The following is a 17590-nucleotide window of genomic DNA, read 5'->3' on the forward strand; positions in this document are numbered from 1 at the left end:
GCTGGATCAATGACCCCCATCTATCTTGACAATCAGGCGACCACGCCGCTTGCACCCGAAGCTTTCGATGCGATGCTGCCCTGGCTGAGAGACAATTTCGGCAATCCGCACAGTTCCCATGTGATGGGCCGCCGGGCTGCCGCTGCGGTTGAAGTCGCTCGCGAACAGGTCGCGGCCTTGCTGCCGAAGAACGGCCGCGTGATCTTTACCGGGAGCGCTACCGAAGCGATCAATCTGGCAATGGGGGCGGCCCGAACCCAGCAAGGGCGTGACCAGATCGCTATTATCGACACTGAGCATGCGGCGGTGCGCGACACCGCGCTCTGGTATCGAACACAAGGGTTCGAAACGACATTGCTGCCTGTCGATGCAGATGGGCTGATCGTTCTGGAAGAACTGGAAGCATATCTAGGCCAGAAGACCGCGCTGGTCGGCGCGATGCTGGTCAATAACGAGATAGGGACGATCCAGCCGGTCGAGCAAATCACCGAAATGGCGCATCGGGCTGGCGCGCTGATGCTTTGCGATGCAGTGCAGGGATTTGGCCGGATCGATCTGCCGCAACAGGCCGATCTGATCGCGCTGTCCGGACACAAGGTTTACGGACCCAAGGGCATTGGTGCGCTTTGGGTGCGGGACGGAATAAAAGTGCCGCCACTGATCCATGGGGGTGGACAGGAACAGGGGATCCGGTCGGGCACACTCTCGCCCGCTTTATGTGCGGGACTGGGTGTGGCGGCGAAGCTTTGTGCCGAGCGGCGGGAAGCGGACTGGGTTCATATTGCCGCTCTGGCCGACAAGGCGCGCAGTCTGTTTGGCGCATGGACGGTGAACGGATCGCTCAATCAGCGCTATCCCGGCAATCTGAATATCCGCCGCGACGGGCTTGATGTCGGCCGTCTGATGTCGGACGTCCGAGGTGTGGCCTTTTCCGCCGGCTCGGCCTGCGCCAGCGGCTCGGGACGTCCCAGTCATGTGCTGGCCGCACTGGGCTTGCAGCCGGCGCAAATCAAATCATCCATTCGTCTGGGATTCGGACGCTATACCAGCATCGAAGAGGTGGAGCAGGCAGCACATCTGATCAATCAAGCAGCGGAGAATCAGCTATCATGACGAAGATCACGGTTCATTTTGTAAGCTCCGACGGCGAAAACACGCTGTCCGTCGAGGCATCCGAAGGCGATAATTTGCTCACTGTTGCGCAAATTCACGACCAGCCGCTTGAAGGTACATGCGAAGGGCAAATGGCCTGCTCGACCTGTCATGTCATTGTCGAAGCAGCAGATTTCGACAAATTGCCGGCGGCGACCGAAATGGAAGAGGATATGCTCGATCTCGCTGCTGGCGCACGGCGCACCAGCCGACTGGCTTGCCAGATCACGCTCACGCCCGCCCTTGATGGCCTGACCGTGCATTTGCCGAGCGAAAGCCACAATATGCAGATCATCTAACGGCTTGCATTTTTGCCAGAGTCCCACCATATGCGCAGCGGGAGTCGGGTGGACGCAGTCTTCGCCAACCCGGTCAGGTCCGGAAGGAAGCAGCCGCAACGATTTTTCTGCGGGTCGCCCGGCTCCTACTTTGAAACAGCGCCACGCTTTGGCAGCGGTTCAAAAACTTCCCGTATTCCAAAATCAATCAACCAGAGACTCATGCGAACCGCTGACGTCGATCCTGTCACCATCCCTGAGCGGGATCACGGCCCGTCCAAACCAGACGAATTTTTTGGTCGGCTGTCGCAGAATATTGTCATAGGCATTGGCAGCCATGGATCGATCATAGCCCATCCAGGCCAGCGTCGACGGGAATATCTGGCTGGCACTATGGCTGGATTCCTCTGGTGCGGAAAAACCATCTGCAACAGTCGGCGGCAGAAAGGCCAGCAAGGGTATCGCAAATTCGGCTTTTTCAGGAACCGTGGAGCAATGGGGTAACACGCCCTCTTTCACATTCTGACCATGATCGGACGTATAGACAATCGCCACTTTCTCGCGATCAACGCCAGCCATCAGAGTCGAAAAGAAATCTCGTTTTGAATAGCGGATCGCCGTGTCATATTGTTGCGCAAGGTCACCGTCCGCAGGGTGCAGATCGGCGGGATAATGGTCTGAATATTGGAAATGAACGCCGCGCAAAACGGCATAGACAAATTCCTTGCCGTCGCTGGTCAGACGGTCATTCAAATTTTGCGCGATTTTCAGATCGGTTTGCATCCCGGAGGCAAGCGGCAATATCTCGTCGATCTTGCTTGCTTCCGGCGGCAACAGCAAATTCTGTGGCGGCCCCGAAACCTGCCCGTCGATCAATATGGTCTTATAGCCCGCTTTGTTGGCATAGGCCCATATCGACGGTGTCTGGCGCAGGTCGGTATCGGCATTCACATTCAGCACATCGACGCCGGAGCGCAGCGCGACATGAGCCGGTGCGCTGCAATTTGCCATCGCGGCGGCCTTGCCAAAATCAATCGGCGTAAAGCCCGACAGGTCCGGCCGAATGAGCCTTGCAAAGGCATCATAGCTGACGCTTTCATCGACAATCCAGATGATTTTCTCGACCGATTTGCTGATATCCGGAGCCGGCATGGTAACCGCGCGCCTCGCCGGCGGCGGCGGGGTCGTGAGTGTTTCATAAGCAAAATTATAGATATTGCGTTCCGCCGCAATGGCACCTGGAACGCCAAGTCCGAAGGCGAAGGAAGGTAGCAGGACAAGCAGGATTGCCGAATTATGGGCTCGCTGGGTGTCGAGCAAGCGGCGGTGCCGCCGCAAGCAAAGCCGGAACAGCTCGCGGCAGGCGACAAAGAATCCGAGCGCCAGCAACGTCTTCGCCAGACCGATGGCGGCAGGCGTCAGAAACTGCCCTGCGGCATTTTGCGCATGGCGGGATTCGGTCAGCAGCCAGTCGAATCTGGAGAGATCGATAACATCATTGAGAATCTGGCTGAAGATCAAATTGGTCACGGCGGAAGCCCCGATCAGGATAACGACAAGCCAGAATAGCCGGTTCGAAAGAAAAATCAGGCCGATCAGCAACGCACTGGCCTGCAAGGCCATGGCCGTGAATGAAATCAATGCGCTGTGATGGTCACTGGCCGCTGCCCGATAAAGGATCGACTGTACCAGAATCTGCTCGTTGATCAGCAAATATCCTATACAGAAAAGACCGAAGCCGATTCCGGCATAAATTGAGTTTCTGTTCATGCCCTCCCCATCCCGCAAAAAAATCTGTCTACGAGATTTTTGTTTATTTTTGGTTAGACTCGGAAATGACGGTGAATAGCCTTCGACAAGCCGGGGCCTCTCGCCTAAACTCCATTTTCATGTCCGATTCACAAGATATATTCGCGGCCACTGGTGTCGACGCGCCGGATCAGCCCGCCCTTGGCGCGGCGCAGCCCTATCGGGTGCTGGCGCGCAAATATCGACCATCGAAATTTTCCGAACTGATCGGTCAGGACGCCATGGTCCAGACGCTGGGCAACGCGATCAAGCGCGACCGGCTCGCCCACGCGTTTCTGATGACCGGTGTTCGCGGGGTCGGCAAGACCTCCACCGCCAGACTGATCGCCAAGGCGCTCAACTGTATCGGCGAGGACGGGCAGGGCGGGCCGACGATCGATCCATGCGGACAATGCGAACCCTGCCGCAGCATTGCCGTCGGCAGTTTTATCGATGTCATCGAAATGGATGCCGCGAGCCATACCGGCGTCGACGATGTCCGCGAGATTATCGAGGCAGTGCGCTATTCATCGGTTTCTGCGCGCTATAAAATCTACATCATCGATGAAGTGCACATGTTGTCGAAAAACGCCTTCAATGCATTGCTGAAGACGCTCGAAGAACCACCGCCACATGTAAAGTTCATTTTCGCGACCACCGAGGTCAACAAGGTGCCGATCACCGTGCTGTCCCGCTGCCAGCGTTTTGACCTCAAACGGATCAGCGCCGAGCAACTGTCCGAACATTTCGGCATGATTGTCGGGAAAGAAGGCGTGACCGCAGAGCAGGAGGCACTGGATCTGATCGCGCAGGCGGCCGAAGGTTCGGTGCGCGACGGTCTTTCGATCCTCGATCAGGCGATTGCCCATGCCGATATGGATGGCGACGGAGAGGTCAAGGCTGCCCAGATCAGGGATATGCTCGGTCTTTCCGATCGCAGCGCGGTCCGGCGGCTGTTCGGACAATTGCTCGAAGGCAATTCCGCGGCACTGCTGGATGCGATTGCCGAACAATATAAGATCGGCGTTGAACCATTGGCGCTGATGAACGGGCTGTTGTCGCTGTCGCATCAGGTGACCTTGTTCAAGGTTGGCAGAGCCAGCGATCCGACCTTGTCTGACGAGGCCCGGCAGCAATTTTCCGATTGGTCCGAGCAGCTTTCCTATCCGGTCCTGCATCGGCTCTGGCAGCTGTTGCTCAAGGGCTATCAGGAAGTTCAGCAAGCGCATCTGCCGCGCGAAGCCTGTGAAATGGCATTGCTCCGGGTGCTCTGTGCAGCTGATATGCCCGATCCTGGAAAATTGGCAAAAATGCTGGAACAGGGCGCCCCGGCGACTGCCAGCACAACTGAAATCCAAAGGGGTGCGCCGCCAGTCGGCGAGCCTGTGGCGCAAGCCGCTCCTGCGCCGGTTGCTGTGCAAGCGCCGCAAGCCAGTGCGATGCCTGACCAGTTTTCCGACATTGTGACGACCGTCGGGCGAGTCTCCGCTGTTCTGGAAAGTATATTGATTGCCGACATGCGCGTGGTCTCGCTGAATGCACCCGATATCATCTATCAGCCGGTCCGCCCGATTTCCGCCGCAGATATCCGGAAAATCGCGGATGCGCTGAAGCAGGAAACCGGTCAGGACTGGACCATCACCGAGGGGCAGGGCGAGGCGACGCCGAGTCTTGCCGAACAGGAACAGCAGGCCAGAGATGCAGAACGGCAGGCGATCCTGGATGCCCCGCTGGTAAAGGCTGCTTTTGAGGCCTTTCCTGACGCCCAATTGCTGGAGGACGATGATCCTCGCCCACAAGAATCAAGGAGCGCATAGCTATGAAATCCATGGAAGAAATGATGAAGGCGGCACAGGAAGCGGCGCAACAGGTCCAGACCCAGATGGAAAAAGCGCAGAAGAAACTGGATAGCCTGGAAGTGGAAGGGCAGGCCGGGGGCGGTCTGGTCAAGGTCAAGGCCACCGCAAAAGGCCGTGTGCTTGCGGTGACGATTGATGAAAGCCTGATGCAGGCCGAAGAAAAACAGATGCTGGAAGATCTGGTCGCAGCAGCGTTCAACGATGCCCGCAACCGCGCCGACGCCGTGAGCAGCGAGGAAATGGGCAAGATGACCAGCGGTATGCAGTTACCCCCAGGTTTTAAACTGCCCTTTTAGGTCGTTCTACTGATCAGACGTATAACGCTTGAAGAGTCTCGAGCAGCTACCATATAGTGGATAGAAGCGCTGTTGCAGCGCAAGATGTTGGAGTAAAAATGTCCGAGTTCGAAGCCAATCCCACCCCTGAATCCAAGTCGCTGCCCTTGTTGCCGTTGCGCGACATTGTGGTGTTTCCGAATATGATCGTGCCGCTATTTGTCGGTCGCGACAAATCTGTGGTTGCGCTCGAAAAAGCGATGGATTCAGATAAGGAAATCTTCCTCGTCGCCCAGCTCGATCCGGCGGAAGACGATCCGGTGCGCGATCAGCTTTATGATCTCGGGGTGGTCGCAACCGTATTGCAATTGCTGAAACTGCCCGATGGTACCGTCCGTGTATTGGTCGAAGGCAAGCAGCGCGCCAAGCATGTCGCTCTGGAAGACAAGACAGAAGGCTATGTGCTGGCCAATATAGACTTGCTCAATGAGGAAGTCGCCGAAAGCACCGAAGCCTCGGCGCTGATGCGCTCGGTGGTCGAGCAGTTTGAAAATTATTCGAAGCTCAACAAGAAGATGCCAGCGGAAACGGTGGTCCAATTGGGCGAAATTGATGATGCCTCTCGCCTCGCCGATGCGGTGGCGGCCAATATCAATGTGAAAGTCTCCGACAAGCAGAGTCTGCTGATGGAGAGCGATCCCGTCAAACGCCTCGAAATGGTTTTTGCTTTCATGGAAGGCGAACTGGGCGTGTTGCAGGTCGAGAAGAAAATCCGTGGCCGCGTCAAGCGCCAGATGGAAAAGACCCAGCGCGAATATTATCTCAACGAGCAGATGAAGGCGATCCAGAAAGAACTGGGCGACGGCGAAGATGGCGAGGGCGATGAACTTGCCGAGCTGAGCAAGAAAATCAAGGAGTTGAAGCTTTCCAAGGAAGCCAAAGCCAAGGCGACTGCCGAGCTGAAAAAGCTCAAGGGCATGCAGCCAATGTCGGCCGAGGCAACGGTGACGCGCAACTATCTTGATGTGCTGCTCGGATTGCCATGGGGCAAAAAGTCGCGACTCAAGAAAGATCTCAAACAGGCCGAGAAGGTGCTGGATGATGACCATTTCGCGCTCGAAAAAGTCAAGGAACGCATTCTCGAATATCTCGCGGTACAGACCCGCACGAACAAGCTGAAAGGCCCGATCCTGTGTTTGGTCGGCCCTCCCGGCGTCGGCAAGACATCGCTTGGTCGTTCGATCGCCCGCGCCACTGGACGCGAATTTGTCCGTCAATCGTTGGGCGGCGTGCGCGACGAAGCGGAAATTCGCGGGCATCGCAGGACCTATATCGGCTCGCTTCCCGGCAAGATTGTCTCCAATCTGAAGAAAGCTGGCACGTCCAATCCGCTGTTCCTGCTCGATGAAATCGACAAGCTCGGACAGGATTTCCGCGGCGATCCGGCATCGGCGTTGCTTGAAGTGCTGGATCCGGAGCAGAATGACAAGTTCCAGGACCATTATCTGGAGGTCGATATCGACCTGTCGGATGTGATGTTCGTGACCACCGCCAACACGCTCAATCTGCCACAGCCGCTGCTCGACCGGATGGAGATCATCCGGCTCGAAGGCTATACCGAAGACGAAAAGGTGGAGATTGCCAAACGCCATCTGATCGAAAAGCAGATCGAGGCCCATGGCCTGAAAGAGGATGAATTTGTGCTGCGCGACGATGCGCTGCGCGAGCTGATCCGCTATTATACACGGGAAGCCGGAGTCCGGACTCTGGAACGCGAAATCGCGAAACTGGCCCGCAAGGCTTTGCGCCGGATTCTCGAAGGCGAGTATAAGAGCGTGGAAATCACGCCCGACAATCTCGCGGAATATGCCGGCGTACAAAAATATCGTCACGGTATCGGCGAAGAGGAAAATCAGGTGGGCGCCGTGACCGGCCTTGCCTGGACCGAAGTCGGCGGCGAACTGCTGACGATTGAATCGGTCACCGTGTCCGGCAAGGGGCAGATCAAGACCACCGGCACGCTGGGTGACGTGATGAATGAATCCATTCAGACCGCGCTCTCCTTTGTGAAGGCGCGCGCGCCTTCCTACGGGATCAAGCCCAGCTTCTTCAGCCGCAGGGATATCCATATCCATCTGCCCGAAGGTGCTGTGCCAAAGGATGGCCCGTCAGCCGGTGTCGGCATCGTCACCGCGATCGTTTCGACCCTGACCGGAATTCCGGTGCGCCGCGATGTCGCAATGACCGGCGAAGTCACTCTGCGTGGTCGGATATTGCCGATAGGCGGACTGAAGGAAAAGCTGCTGGCGGCGCTGCGCGGTGGCATCACCACGGTATTGATTCCGGCGGACAATGAAAAAGATCTCGTCGAAATTCCGGAAAATATCACGTCGAAACTCAAGATCATACCGCTCAGTCATGTCGATGAAGTGCTTGCCGAAGCTCTGACCGAAAAAGTGGTGCCGATCGAGTGGAGCGATGCGGACGAGCTTGCCAGCCACGCCACGGCACCGGTTACCGATGACGGGGGTTCAGCAGCGCGGCATTGACCGGCTTGATTGGCGAGTCGCGATTCTGAAACAAAGGTGAAATGCGGCGGTAAAATATTCGAAACCGCCACGGCTTGCCAACCGTTCGTCTCATTTCCCGTCATTCGGCGTACAAAATGGGGGTTGGGCGCAGAAAACAGCGGTTTTTCTTTGACACGTCCGGATAATTTCGCATTACTGCTGCCAGACAAAGGCGCGATTCAAAATGAATTGCCATTTAAGAAGGGGGGATTCCCATAATGAATAAACAGGATCTTATCAGTAACGTCGCGGATCACAGCGGCCTTAGCAAAAGCGATGCCGGTAAAGCGGTAGACGCGGTATTTGATTCCATCAGCAGTGCATTGTCCGGCGGCGGTGAAGTTCGTCTCGTTGGCTTCGGCACTTTCTCAACTTCAAAGCGCAAAGCTTCTACCGGTCGCAACCCGCGCACCGGCGAACCGATGCAGATTCCAGCATCGACTCAAGCAAAATTCAAAGCCGGCAAGGGTTTGAAAGACGCTGTCAACAAATAGCCAATCCGGGGAGCAGAGTTCCGCTCCCCATTTTTTTCGCGCTTTGTTCTAGAAATATCAGGCGGGACCTCGAAAAGAGGCCCGCCTTTTTCTTTGGGTGATGGGCGCCGGCCATCATCTTGCAATCTCGCCTTTGCTGCTTACGTTTAAGACTCGACAAATTTGAAATGATATAGAGGTTAATATGGCAGGCGGTTGGGCGCGCGATGGCGCGGTGCAGGATCAGATTGACGATACGATTGCCGACGCGGTGAAGCGCGCGCGAGCCGATATGCCGTCCGGAGAAGCCGCCAGATATTGCGCAGAATGCGGCGAAGAAATTCCCGAAGCGCGTCGCCGCGCATTACCCGGTACACGCACGTGCGTGGCGTGCCAGTCGGTGCGCGATGCGGATCGGGCGAGCGCGGGCATCAACCGGCGTGGCAGCAAGGATAGCCAGCTGCGCTAGGCATCTCTGAGCGCTTCGCGCCCCATTTTTTCCGCGCTTTGTTTGAGAAATATCAGGCGGGTTCTCGAAAAGGGGCCAGCCTTGTCTATGGGTAGTCAAGTCCGGTGGACTTGCGACCCGCTCGATTGTCAATATTGGCTGGGAAACACCCTCGTTTGCACTCGGGATTTTTTCCGGAAACCATCCGCCGGATGGTTTCTTTTACGGAAAAAATGGTAGACGCTGAGGGGTTCGAACCCACGACCCGCTGATTAAGAGTCAGCTGCTCTACCAACTGAGCTAAGCGTCCATATCAGAGGCTATATAGGGCCGGATTTCACGAACGCAACCGGTTGATTGGAATAATCATCCAAATGCCCCGCCGCGCCGACCGGGATGGCGTTCGATTGACATCAAGATGCCGACGCAGATCATGATTGTCATCATCGATGACCCGCCATGGCTTAGGAAGGGCAGCGGAATGCCGACCACTGGTGCCAGTCCCATCACCATCATCAGATTGATCGCCACATAGAAGAAAATTGTCGCCGTCAATCCTGCAGCGGTCAGCTGGGAAAAGCGGGTTCTTGCGTTCATCGCCACGCCAAGCCCCCAGCGGAACAGTAGGAAGAAGCAAAACAGCACCAATATGCCGCCCATCAGGCCCCATTCCTCGGCCATGGTGGCAAAAACGAAATCGGTGTGCCCCTCGGGCAGATAATCGAGATGGCTCTGGGTGCCGTTCATGAAGCCTTTGCCAAACAGGCCGCCGGAACCGATGGCGATCTTTGACTGGCTGATATGATAGCCGGAGCCCAGCGGATCATTTTCCGGGTTGAGGAAGGTGGTCACCCGCCGCTGCTGATATTCTTCCAGCACGAAAAAATAGGCCAGGGGCGCCAGCACTGCTATCGCCGCGCTGCCGCCGATGAACAGTCGCAGCGGCAGTCCGGCCAGAAACGCAATGGTCAACGCGCCAGCGACCACGGTTATGGTCGTGCCGAGATCGGGTTGCAGCAATATCAGCGCGCAGGGCAACGCGAGCAGGGCGAAAAGCGGCCAGATGGCGCCCCATGTCCGGATCTGGCTGGGCGGCAGCAGGTCGTAGAAGCGGGCCACCGCCAATATGATCGCAACCTTCATCAGTTCCGATGGCTGCAGCCGGATGAAACCGAGGTTGAGCCATCGCTGGCTACCGCCGCTGACGGCACCGATCAGTTCCACGCCGAGCAGCATCAAAACCACGATGATATAGGCCGGGAAGGCCATGGTCTTCCAGAAGGATTCCTTGAACCGGGACAGCACGATCGCCATGACCACGAACACCGTGAACCGGAACATATGCAGTCCCGCCCAAGGAGTCAGGCTACCACCTGCTGCCGAATAGAGGACAACAAAACCAAAGCTCGCCAGCACGAACAACAGCAGGATCGTTTTCCACGGGAGCTGGGCAATTGGCGTCGGAATGAAATCGCTCAATTCCTAGTCTCCGGTGCTGGCTTCGCTGCCGGCTGCAGGGGTCGCTGGAGCTGCCGGAGCGGGGTTTTCCGCCATTGCCTTTTCGAGATTTCTCTTCGCCCGATAGGCCGCCATCTTTACGTCCATCCGTTCCTGAATATTGCCGCCCCAGGATTTTTCGAGTTCGGTCAGGACATCCATCGCCTTCTGACGGTCGTAGAGGAAGGTCAGGACGTCGCGGGCAACGGGATAAGCCGCCCCTGACCCGCCACCATGTTCGATCACCACAGCGGCGGCGTAACGCGGATTGTCAAAAGGGGCAAAGCAGATGAACAGGCCGTGGTCGCGATATTTCCAGGGCGCGCTGCGTTTGCCGTTGGACACGCTGAGGCTGACAACCTGGGCGGTCCCGGTCTTGCCCGCCATCAGCACGTTGTCGATCGGTAGCCGGGCGCGGCCGGCGGTCCCGCGACCATTGACCACTTCGCTCATCGCCGCCCGGACATAGGCGATATGATCGTCGGTAAAGCCGAGCGAAGGCGCTGGCTTGCGGGCCTTGTCGATTAGCATGTGCGGCATCAGCTTGCGTCCGGTGGCGAGCCGTGCCGCCATCACCGCCAGCTGCAAGGGGTTGGTGAGATAATAGCCCTGGCCGATCGAGCTGTTGACCGTGTCATAGGTTTGCCATTTGCGTTTGTATTTTTTTTCCAGCCAGGCGGGGCTCGGCACGGTGCCGTAAAACTGGCTGGAGACGGGCAGGGGAAACTCCTGGCCCAGGCCCAGAAGTTTTGCATAGTCCGCCACCTTCGCAAACCCCACCTCCTGAGCAAAATGGTAGAAATAGCTGTCGCAGCTTTGGTAGATGCCCTTGGCCATGTCCACCTGTCCATGGTTGCCCCAGCAATGGAAAAAGCGGTTCCCGATCCGGCGGCCACCACCACATATGATGGTCTCGGTCGGCTGTATGCCTGCTTCGAGAAACGCCATGGCGTGCATCGGTTTGACGGTGGACCCCGGCGGATACAGGCCTTTGAGGATCTTGTTGCGCAGCGGTACATGGTCGTCTTCGGACAGCATGCCCCATTCGACCGTGCTGATGCCGTCGGAAAAGCTGTTAGGGTCAAAGCTTGGCATCGACGCCATCGCGAGTATGTCGCCGCTATGGGTGTCGATCACCACAACCGAGCCTGATTCCACGCCCAGACGGCGCGCGGCATATTCCTGGAGATCGATGTCGAGAGTCAGCTGCAATGGCTTGCCGGGCGTGTCCGGGTGAGTGTTGAGCTCCCGGACAATCTTGCCGCGGGCCGTCACCTCGACCCGCTTCGCGCCGGGTTTCCCTTGCAACCGGTCCTCGAAGATTTTCTCCAGACCATCCTTGCCGATCTTGTAGCCCGGCGTGATCAATATCGGGTCCGGATTTTCCTTGTAATCCTCCGCCGAGGCAATGCCGACATAGCCGACCAGATGGCCGACTGCGGGGCCGGTCGGATAATTGCGCGAGAAGCCCTGGCGGGGCGACACACCGGGCAGATCAGGCAGCCTGACGCTGACGGCGGCATATTGTTCCCAATCCAGTCCCGCAGCCACCTGAACGGGTTGAAAACTGCTCGCCTGTGCCAGTTCCCGGTTGATCCGCTGCAATTCTTCCGGATCGAGCGATAGAAGCTCGGCCAGGGTTGCGACGGTTTTCTTGCTGTCGCGCAACCGGTCGGGGATGATGTCGACCCGGAATTCGGTCTTGTTATTGGCAATCGGCTTGCCATTGCGGTCGATCAGCCAGCCCCGGCGTGGCGGAACCAGCGTCAGATTGACCCGGTTGCTTTCCGACAAAAGCTTGTAGCGCTCGTTTTCGGCCACCGAGATATAGGCCATCCGGCCAGCCAGCAGCACTCCGACGCCAACCTGCAATCCCCCGATCACGGTTGCTCGCCGCGTGAAGGTCATCTCCTGCATGGCACTGCTGATGGTTTTGGCGGCTTTCATGACGCCACTCGCCAGTTATCAATGGCTCCGATAAGCCGAGCGACAAACGGATAGAGCAGAACCGACAGCAGGATTTGCGGCACGAGCAAGTCGAGTCGCAACACATTGGATCTGAAATCTACGATCAGCATACCGCCTATTAGCACAAACATGATGGCTGTGGAGGCGATAAGCCAATCTTGCCAATAGTCGCGGCGCACCGCTTTGCGGTCGACGGTTTCGAGCAGGATGAAAACGACCGACCAGAGGAACGCGGCGCTGCCAAGCGGCTGGCCACTAAAAATATCATCGATGAGGCCCAGCGGGAACCCGGCCCACACCGCCCAGTAGCCCGGACGGATCAGCCGCCAGGCCAATACCACCAGCAGTCCCATCGGCGGCAGAATCGGATAATCGGTGATAATCGGCAGGGCAGTGATCATCGAACCGACGACAACGGTCAGCGGTGGTATCATCTTGATCCGCAACTGGGAGGGTTGTCGGCCAATCCTGGATTGACGGGAGCGGGGCACTATTCGCCGCTTTCCTCTTCTACGTCTGTCGCAGAATCTTTCTCGATCTGGCGCATTGTCTCTGCCTGGAAGATCGGTTGGACGATGGCGTGGCTGACCTTGGCGGGATTGGCCAGCACCCGGCCGATGGCACCGGTTTCGGTCTTGCGAATGACAATCGCCACGGGAATGCCCGGACTGTACAGTCCGCCGCTGCCCGATGTGATCATCAGATCGCCGCGCTTGAACGGATTGGAGCCGATATTGATCGGCTGAATGTCGACTGTGCCATCGCCCCGACCGGTAGCAAAGGCGGGCAGGCTGTCACTGGCGCGCTGCACCGGGGTCACATTCTTGCCATCCGACACCAGCAGCACGCGGGCGGTTGTCGGTCCGGTTTCCAATATGCGACCGACCAGTCCTTCCGGCGAGCGGACGGGCTGGCCTGGCTCCAGGCCACTGTTGCTGCCGACACCCAATGTCGCAATGCGACGCGAACTCGACGCCGTCGAACTGATCAGGCGCGCCATGGCGATCGAATCCGGCTCTTCCTCGTTCAGCTTCAACAGCCGCTTCAGGCGTTCATTTTCCTGTTTGAGGGCACGGGCTTCCAGGATTTCTGTGCGATTCTGCTCAAGTTCCTGCTGCATGGCGGCATTTTTCGATGCGGCGTTAAAATAGGCAGAAATTTCATCGCCGGCGTTGCCCGTGGCTCCACCGATTTCGGAAAGAGACTTGCTGACTGGCGCCATGGTTTCAGCGCCTATCGTGCGCAGAGCCGAAAATCCCTGGGGATCGATGAACGAGATGAGCAACAGAAGCAGTCCCAAGACCGCTCCCAAAATGCCCAGTAAATAGCTGGCGAAGATGCTGTACTGCGCCCGCTTGGAAAATCCTGGACGCCGATTATTTGGCGGCGCCATATCGGTTTATCCTTTCACTTCCAATCGTTGTTTCATTATCTGCTCAGGCGGTTGTCAGGACGCCTCTGAACATCGGGTCTTCCATTGCACGGCCGGTTCCGATCGCGACACAGGCCAGCGGGTCTTCGGCGACCGTCACCGGCAAACCGGTTTCGTCGCTCAGCGCCGCATCGAGACCAGAGATCAGAGCGCCACCACCGGTCAGGACAATGCCCTGATCGACAATATCCGCAGCCAGTTCCGGTGCGGTATTTTCCAGCGCGATTCGCACGCCTTCGATGATCGTCCCGATTGGCTCGCTCAGCGCTTCCGCGATCTGGCCCTGGTTGATCGAAATTTCTTTTGGCACGCCGTTTACCAGATCACGCCCCTTGATATGGATCGTATGACCAACGCCATCGGCAGGAGCCTGCGCGACGCCGAAGTCCTTCTTGATCCGCTCTGCGGTGGTCTCGCCGATCAGCAGATTGTGATGGCGGCGAACATAGGAGACGATGGCTTCATCCATCTTGTCACCGCCGGTGCGCACGGAGGTCGTATAGGCCAGCCCGCGCAGCGACAGCACCGCTACTTCGGTGGTGCCTCCGCCCACGTCGACAACCATCGATCCGATTGGCTCGGTAACCGGCATGTCGGCACCAATGGCTGCTGCCATCGGCTCTTCGATCAGAAACACCTGACGCGCTCCGGCATTGGATGCGGCATCGCGAATGGCGCGGCGTTCGACCGAGGTCGAGCCGCTGGGAACGCAAATCACGATCTCGGGATAGCTGAACAGCTTGCTCTTGCCGTTCACTTTCTGGATGAAATGCTTGATCATCTGCTCGGCCACATCAATGTCGGCGATCACGCCGTCGCGCAGCGGACGAATGGCCTCGATGCTGTCCGGCGTTTTGCCCATCATCATCTTCGCGTCATTGCCGACGGCCTTGACCCTTTTGACACCATTGATGGTTTCGATTGCGACAACCGATGGTTCGTTGAGAACAATGCCCTGGCCGCGCAAATAAACCACAGTATTCGCTGTGCCGAGGTCGATCGCCAAATCTTGCGAACGGAACTTGAACAGATTTTCAAACATATTTGTGTCCGTAATTTCTTATATTTGCAGACCTTGCTGCAACAATTAATCCAAGCGATAATCAAGTTGAACGGGTCATGAAGTTAACCATGGGAATCGCCCAAAAAATCAGGGGTCGCTTGGCAAGGTCGCTTGGGCTAGGAACGGCAATATGTCAATAAGAAGACTTCCAAATAGCCTGATAAATCGGATCGCTGCCGGAGAGGTTGTCGAGCGTCCTGCCAGCGCCCTGAAGGAGCTGGTTGAAAACGCGATCGACGCCGGGGCCAGCCAGATCAATATTCGCCTTGAGGAAGGGGGACTCGATCTCGTTCAGGTCTCCGACAATGGCTCCGGAATGAGTCGCGATGACATTGGCCTGGCGCTGGAACGCCATGCGACCTCGAAACTGCCGGACGAAGCGATCGAGCTGGTCACGACCATGGGCTTTCGCGGCGAGGCATTGCCGTCGATCGCCAGCGTGGCGCGCCTGACGATTGAAAGCCGGATGGCCGGGCAGGATGGCTGGTCGCGGGTGATCGATCATGGCGAACTGGTGCAGGAAGGACCGACGGCGATTCCGCCGGGAACGAAAGTGCGGGTAGAGCAATTGTTCGCCAAGGTACCGGCCAGACGCAAATTCCTGCGCACGGCGCGCAGCGAATATGCGGCCTGTACCGATATCGTCCGGCGTCTGGCGATGGCGCGGCCCGATATCGGCTTCACGCTGGAGCATCAGGGCCGCAAGGCGATTGCGGTTCAGGCCGGGGAAACCGGACCCGAGCGGGTTGCCGCGTTGACCAGCCGCGACCTGCGCGCCAATAGCGTCGGCGTGGACCTGCAGCGGGAAGCGATTCGCCTGACCGGCGTGGCCGGCCTGCCGACCTATAATCGCGGCGTCGCCGATCATCAGTTTCTGTTCGTCAACGGTCGCCCGGTCAAGGACCGGTTGCTGGTCGGAGCGGTCCGCGGCGCCTATGCCGAGATGCTCGCGCGGGACCGCCACCCGGTCGTGGCCCTGTTTATCGATATGCCGCCGGAACTGGTTGATGTGAACGTCCATCCGGCGAAGACCGAAGTGCGGTTTCGCGAACCGGCCATGATCCGGGGCATGATTGTCAGCGGCTTGCGCAAGGCGCTCGATGAAGGCGGCTTTCGCGCGGTCCAGCGTCCGGCAGAATCGGTGCTCAGTAGATGGCAGAGCGAACCGGTGATGCCCGATCCGCAGAGCAGCATATTTACCGCGCAGGGCAGGGCCAGTGTGGCGCAGCAACCCTATCCATCCGCGACCGTCCATGATGATCGCGGCGCTTTTGCCAGCTTTGATCAGCGCGAGGAACTTGCGCCGCTGATGGGCCGGGCAGAGGAAGCGTCCGGGCCGGTGCCCGAGGCCAGTCGCTATCCCCTGGGTATTGCCCGCGGACAGGTCGCGAAAACCTATATTGTTGCCGAAGCGGAAGACGGGCTGGTGATCGTTGATCAGCACGCAGCGCATGAGCGGCTTGTGCTCGAGCGGATGCGCAAGGCGGTCGACGGCGGCAAGGTAGCGTCGCAGGCTTTGTTGATGGCAGAAGTCGTCGAACTGGATGAAAATGCCTGCGACCGGCTTGAGGCGCGCTTGGCGGAATTGTCGGAATTCGGGCTGGAACTGGAGCGTTTTGGTCCGGCTGCCATGCTGGTCCGCGCGACGCCGGCGATGCTGGGCTCCGGCGATGTGAAGCAATTGGTCACCGATCTGGCCGATGAACTCGGCGCCTATGACGAGGCGCTCAGCCTCAAGGAGCGGGTTGAGCATGTCGCGTCGACCATGGCCTGTCACGGCTCTGTCCGGGCTGGCAGGGTGCTTAGCGTTGCCGAAATGAATGCGCTGCTGCGCGAAATGGAAGTGACCCCGCGCAGCGGTCAGTGCAATCACGGTCGCCCGACCTGGGTCAAACTGGCGCTGGATGATGTCGAGAAGCTATTTGGTCGCAAGTGAGCCTGTTGCTTTTAAGTGGCCGATTGTGATCAGGGTCATTGCCTGTTCATCTGCGTGGACTAGGCGCTTGATAAGGATGAAACTGGAGTTTGCCATGATATACCGCCCTGCGGCCTATGTGTTTTCAGCGCTGATGATGGTTGGCAGCGTCGCTGCCGATGCGCGACCTGATGCTAATGAATCTCAAGCAGCCGAAACCGATCTGACCGGTTACTGGCAACAGGGGGATGGTGAAATCGTCCATTTCACGCAAGATGGTTCCGGCCTGACCTCGCGATACAGCAAGCGGTCAGCGGACAATGATGAAAATGACATAGATTTTACCGCAACCGTGCACGGAAACCTGATCTACGGCGCGCATCGCGGCCCGTTTTCCCGGTCGATGCAGAAAAAATGTTCGGTCCAGATATGGGTTGGCATGGGGCTGACGCTCAGTGATGACGGCGCCATATTGGAGGGTTTTCGGGGCGACCGGATTGTCGATCCGAAAAACTGCAGCGCCAAAAACAGCGATCCGGTCAAGCTTGTCTATAAAAGGATCGCCGATAGCGACCCCTTGCAATAATTGCAGCGGATCAATCCGGGATCAGGGAACAAGCTGCTGCTCGAACGGAGCGAGACTGCCGTCGCTGGCGCCTGGTGTGACGCCCGCCAGCCTGGCGACCAGCGAATAGATATTCACATTGTCGAACAGCGGTAGCTGACCACCTGCGGTGATCGCCGGCCCGCTCGCCAGGAAGAAGGCCATCATGTCCGGCTCGCGCTGGTCATAGCCATGGCCGCCTCCAATTCCGGTCATCCATTCCGGGACATCCTGATAGACTACCCAGCCGATGTCCGGCAGGCACAGG

The 17590-nt window shown here is 57.9% G+C and carries 15 protein-coding genes, 1 tRNA gene, 1 other RNA gene and 1 pseudogene; 10 read left to right on the forward strand and 8 right to left on the reverse strand.

The annotated features are described in order from the left end of the window. Positions 1-9 precede the first annotated feature (9 nt). From V7665_RS04920 to ffs, 3 genes are all read left to right on the forward strand, one after another. Positions 10-1113 (forward strand): cysteine desulfurase family protein, encoded by a 1104-nt coding sequence (locus tag V7665_RS04920; RefSeq protein WP_335663426.1) that lies wholly within the window; start codon positions 10-12, stop codon positions 1111-1113. Next, positions 1110-1451 (forward strand): 2Fe-2S iron-sulfur cluster-binding protein, encoded by a 342-nt coding sequence (locus tag V7665_RS04925; protein WP_335663427.1) that lies wholly within the window; start codon positions 1110-1112, stop codon positions 1449-1451. Before V7665_RS04920 ends, V7665_RS04925 begins: the two co-directional genes overlap by 4 nt. A gap of 37 nt (positions 1452-1488) precedes the next feature. Next, an RNA gene (gene ffs / locus V7665_RS04930) (signal recognition particle sRNA small type) lies at positions 1489-1583 on the forward strand. A 51-nt stretch (positions 1584-1634) separates the two neighbouring features. Here the strand turns inward: ffs and V7665_RS04935 are convergent. Next, positions 1635-3200 (reverse strand): sulfatase-like hydrolase/transferase, encoded by a 1566-nt coding sequence (locus V7665_RS04935; RefSeq protein WP_335663428.1) that lies wholly within the window; start codon positions 3198-3200, stop codon positions 1635-1637. 119 nt (positions 3201-3319) lie between these two features. Between V7665_RS04935 and V7665_RS04940 the strand changes: the two genes are divergently transcribed. From V7665_RS04940 to V7665_RS04960, 5 genes are all read left to right on the forward strand, one after another. After that, positions 3320-5035, forward strand: coding sequence for a DNA polymerase III subunit gamma/tau (locus V7665_RS04940; protein WP_335663429.1), 1716 nt, complete (start codon positions 3320-3322; stop codon positions 5033-5035). A 2-nt stretch (positions 5036-5037) separates the two neighbouring features. Beyond that, the gene (locus V7665_RS04945) at positions 5038-5373 is read left to right on the forward strand and encodes a YbaB/EbfC family nucleoid-associated protein (RefSeq protein WP_335663430.1); all 336 of its coding nucleotides are present in this window, start codon (positions 5038-5040) and stop codon (positions 5371-5373) included. 98 nt (positions 5374-5471) lie between these two features. Next, positions 5472-7901, forward strand: a complete 2430-nt coding sequence (lon, locus tag V7665_RS04950) for an endopeptidase La (protein ID WP_335663431.1) — start codon at positions 5472-5474, stop codon at positions 7899-7901. A 239-nt stretch (positions 7902-8140) separates the two neighbouring features. Next, complete coding sequence (locus V7665_RS04955) at positions 8141-8416, forward strand: HU family DNA-binding protein (RefSeq protein WP_335663432.1); 276 nt, start codon at positions 8141-8143, stop codon at positions 8414-8416. A gap of 184 nt (positions 8417-8600) precedes the next feature. Then, positions 8601-8864, forward strand: a complete 264-nt coding sequence (locus tag V7665_RS04960; RefSeq protein WP_335663433.1) for a DksA/TraR family C4-type zinc finger protein — start codon at positions 8601-8603, stop codon at positions 8862-8864. A gap of 213 nt (positions 8865-9077) precedes the next feature. On the opposite strand, the gene V7665_RS04965 is transcribed toward V7665_RS04960, so the two are convergent. The 6 genes from V7665_RS04965 to V7665_RS04990 all read right to left on the reverse strand — a co-directional run bounded on the left by V7665_RS04965 (position 9078) and on the right by V7665_RS04990 (position 14782). After that, a tRNA-Lys gene (locus V7665_RS04965) sits at positions 9078-9153 on the reverse strand. A 56-nt stretch (positions 9154-9209) separates the two neighbouring features. Beyond that, positions 9210-10322 carry a rod shape-determining protein RodA gene (gene rodA / locus V7665_RS04970; protein WP_335663434.1) on the reverse strand — a complete coding sequence of 371 codons (1113 nt, stop codon included), beginning with the start codon at positions 10320-10322 and terminating at the stop codon, positions 9210-9212. 3 nt (positions 10323-10325) lie between these two features. Further along, on the reverse strand, positions 10326-12287 hold the full coding sequence (mrdA, locus tag V7665_RS04975; RefSeq protein ID WP_335663435.1) for a penicillin-binding protein 2: 1962 nt from the start codon (positions 12285-12287) through the stop codon (positions 10326-10328). Beyond that, complete coding sequence (gene mreD, locus V7665_RS04980; protein ID WP_335663436.1) at positions 12284-12742, reverse strand: rod shape-determining protein MreD; 459 nt, start codon at positions 12740-12742, stop codon at positions 12284-12286. Before mreD ends, mrdA begins: the two co-directional genes overlap by 4 nt. A gap of 56 nt (positions 12743-12798) precedes the next feature. Next, positions 12799-13701: a rod shape-determining protein MreC gene (mreC, locus tag V7665_RS04985; RefSeq protein ID WP_335663437.1), complete on the reverse strand. Its 903-nt coding sequence runs from the start codon at positions 13699-13701 to the stop codon at positions 12799-12801. A gap of 43 nt (positions 13702-13744) precedes the next feature. Beyond that, on the reverse strand, positions 13745-14782 hold the full coding sequence (locus V7665_RS04990) for a rod shape-determining protein (protein ID WP_335663438.1): 1038 nt from the start codon (positions 14780-14782) through the stop codon (positions 13745-13747). A gap of 151 nt (positions 14783-14933) precedes the next feature. Between V7665_RS04990 and mutL the strand changes: the two genes are divergently transcribed. Both mutL and V7665_RS05000 read left to right on the forward strand, forming a co-directional pair. Then, complete coding sequence (gene mutL / locus V7665_RS04995) at positions 14934-16739, forward strand: DNA mismatch repair endonuclease MutL (protein WP_335663439.1); 1806 nt, start codon at positions 14934-14936, stop codon at positions 16737-16739. A 94-nt stretch (positions 16740-16833) separates the two neighbouring features. Continuing rightward, entirely contained in the window at positions 16834-17304 is a 471-nt protein-coding gene (locus V7665_RS05000; RefSeq protein ID WP_335663440.1) for a hypothetical protein, read from the forward strand. Positions 17305-17325: 21 nt separating this feature from the next. On the opposite strand, the pseudogene V7665_RS05005 reads toward V7665_RS05000, so the two are convergent. Next, positions 17326-17590, reverse strand: a pseudogene (locus V7665_RS05005) (alkaline phosphatase family protein); the annotation flags it as partial.

Source organism: Parasphingorhabdus sp., assembly GCF_036964675.1.
Lineage (GTDB): Bacteria > Pseudomonadota > Alphaproteobacteria > Sphingomonadales > Sphingomonadaceae > Parasphingorhabdus.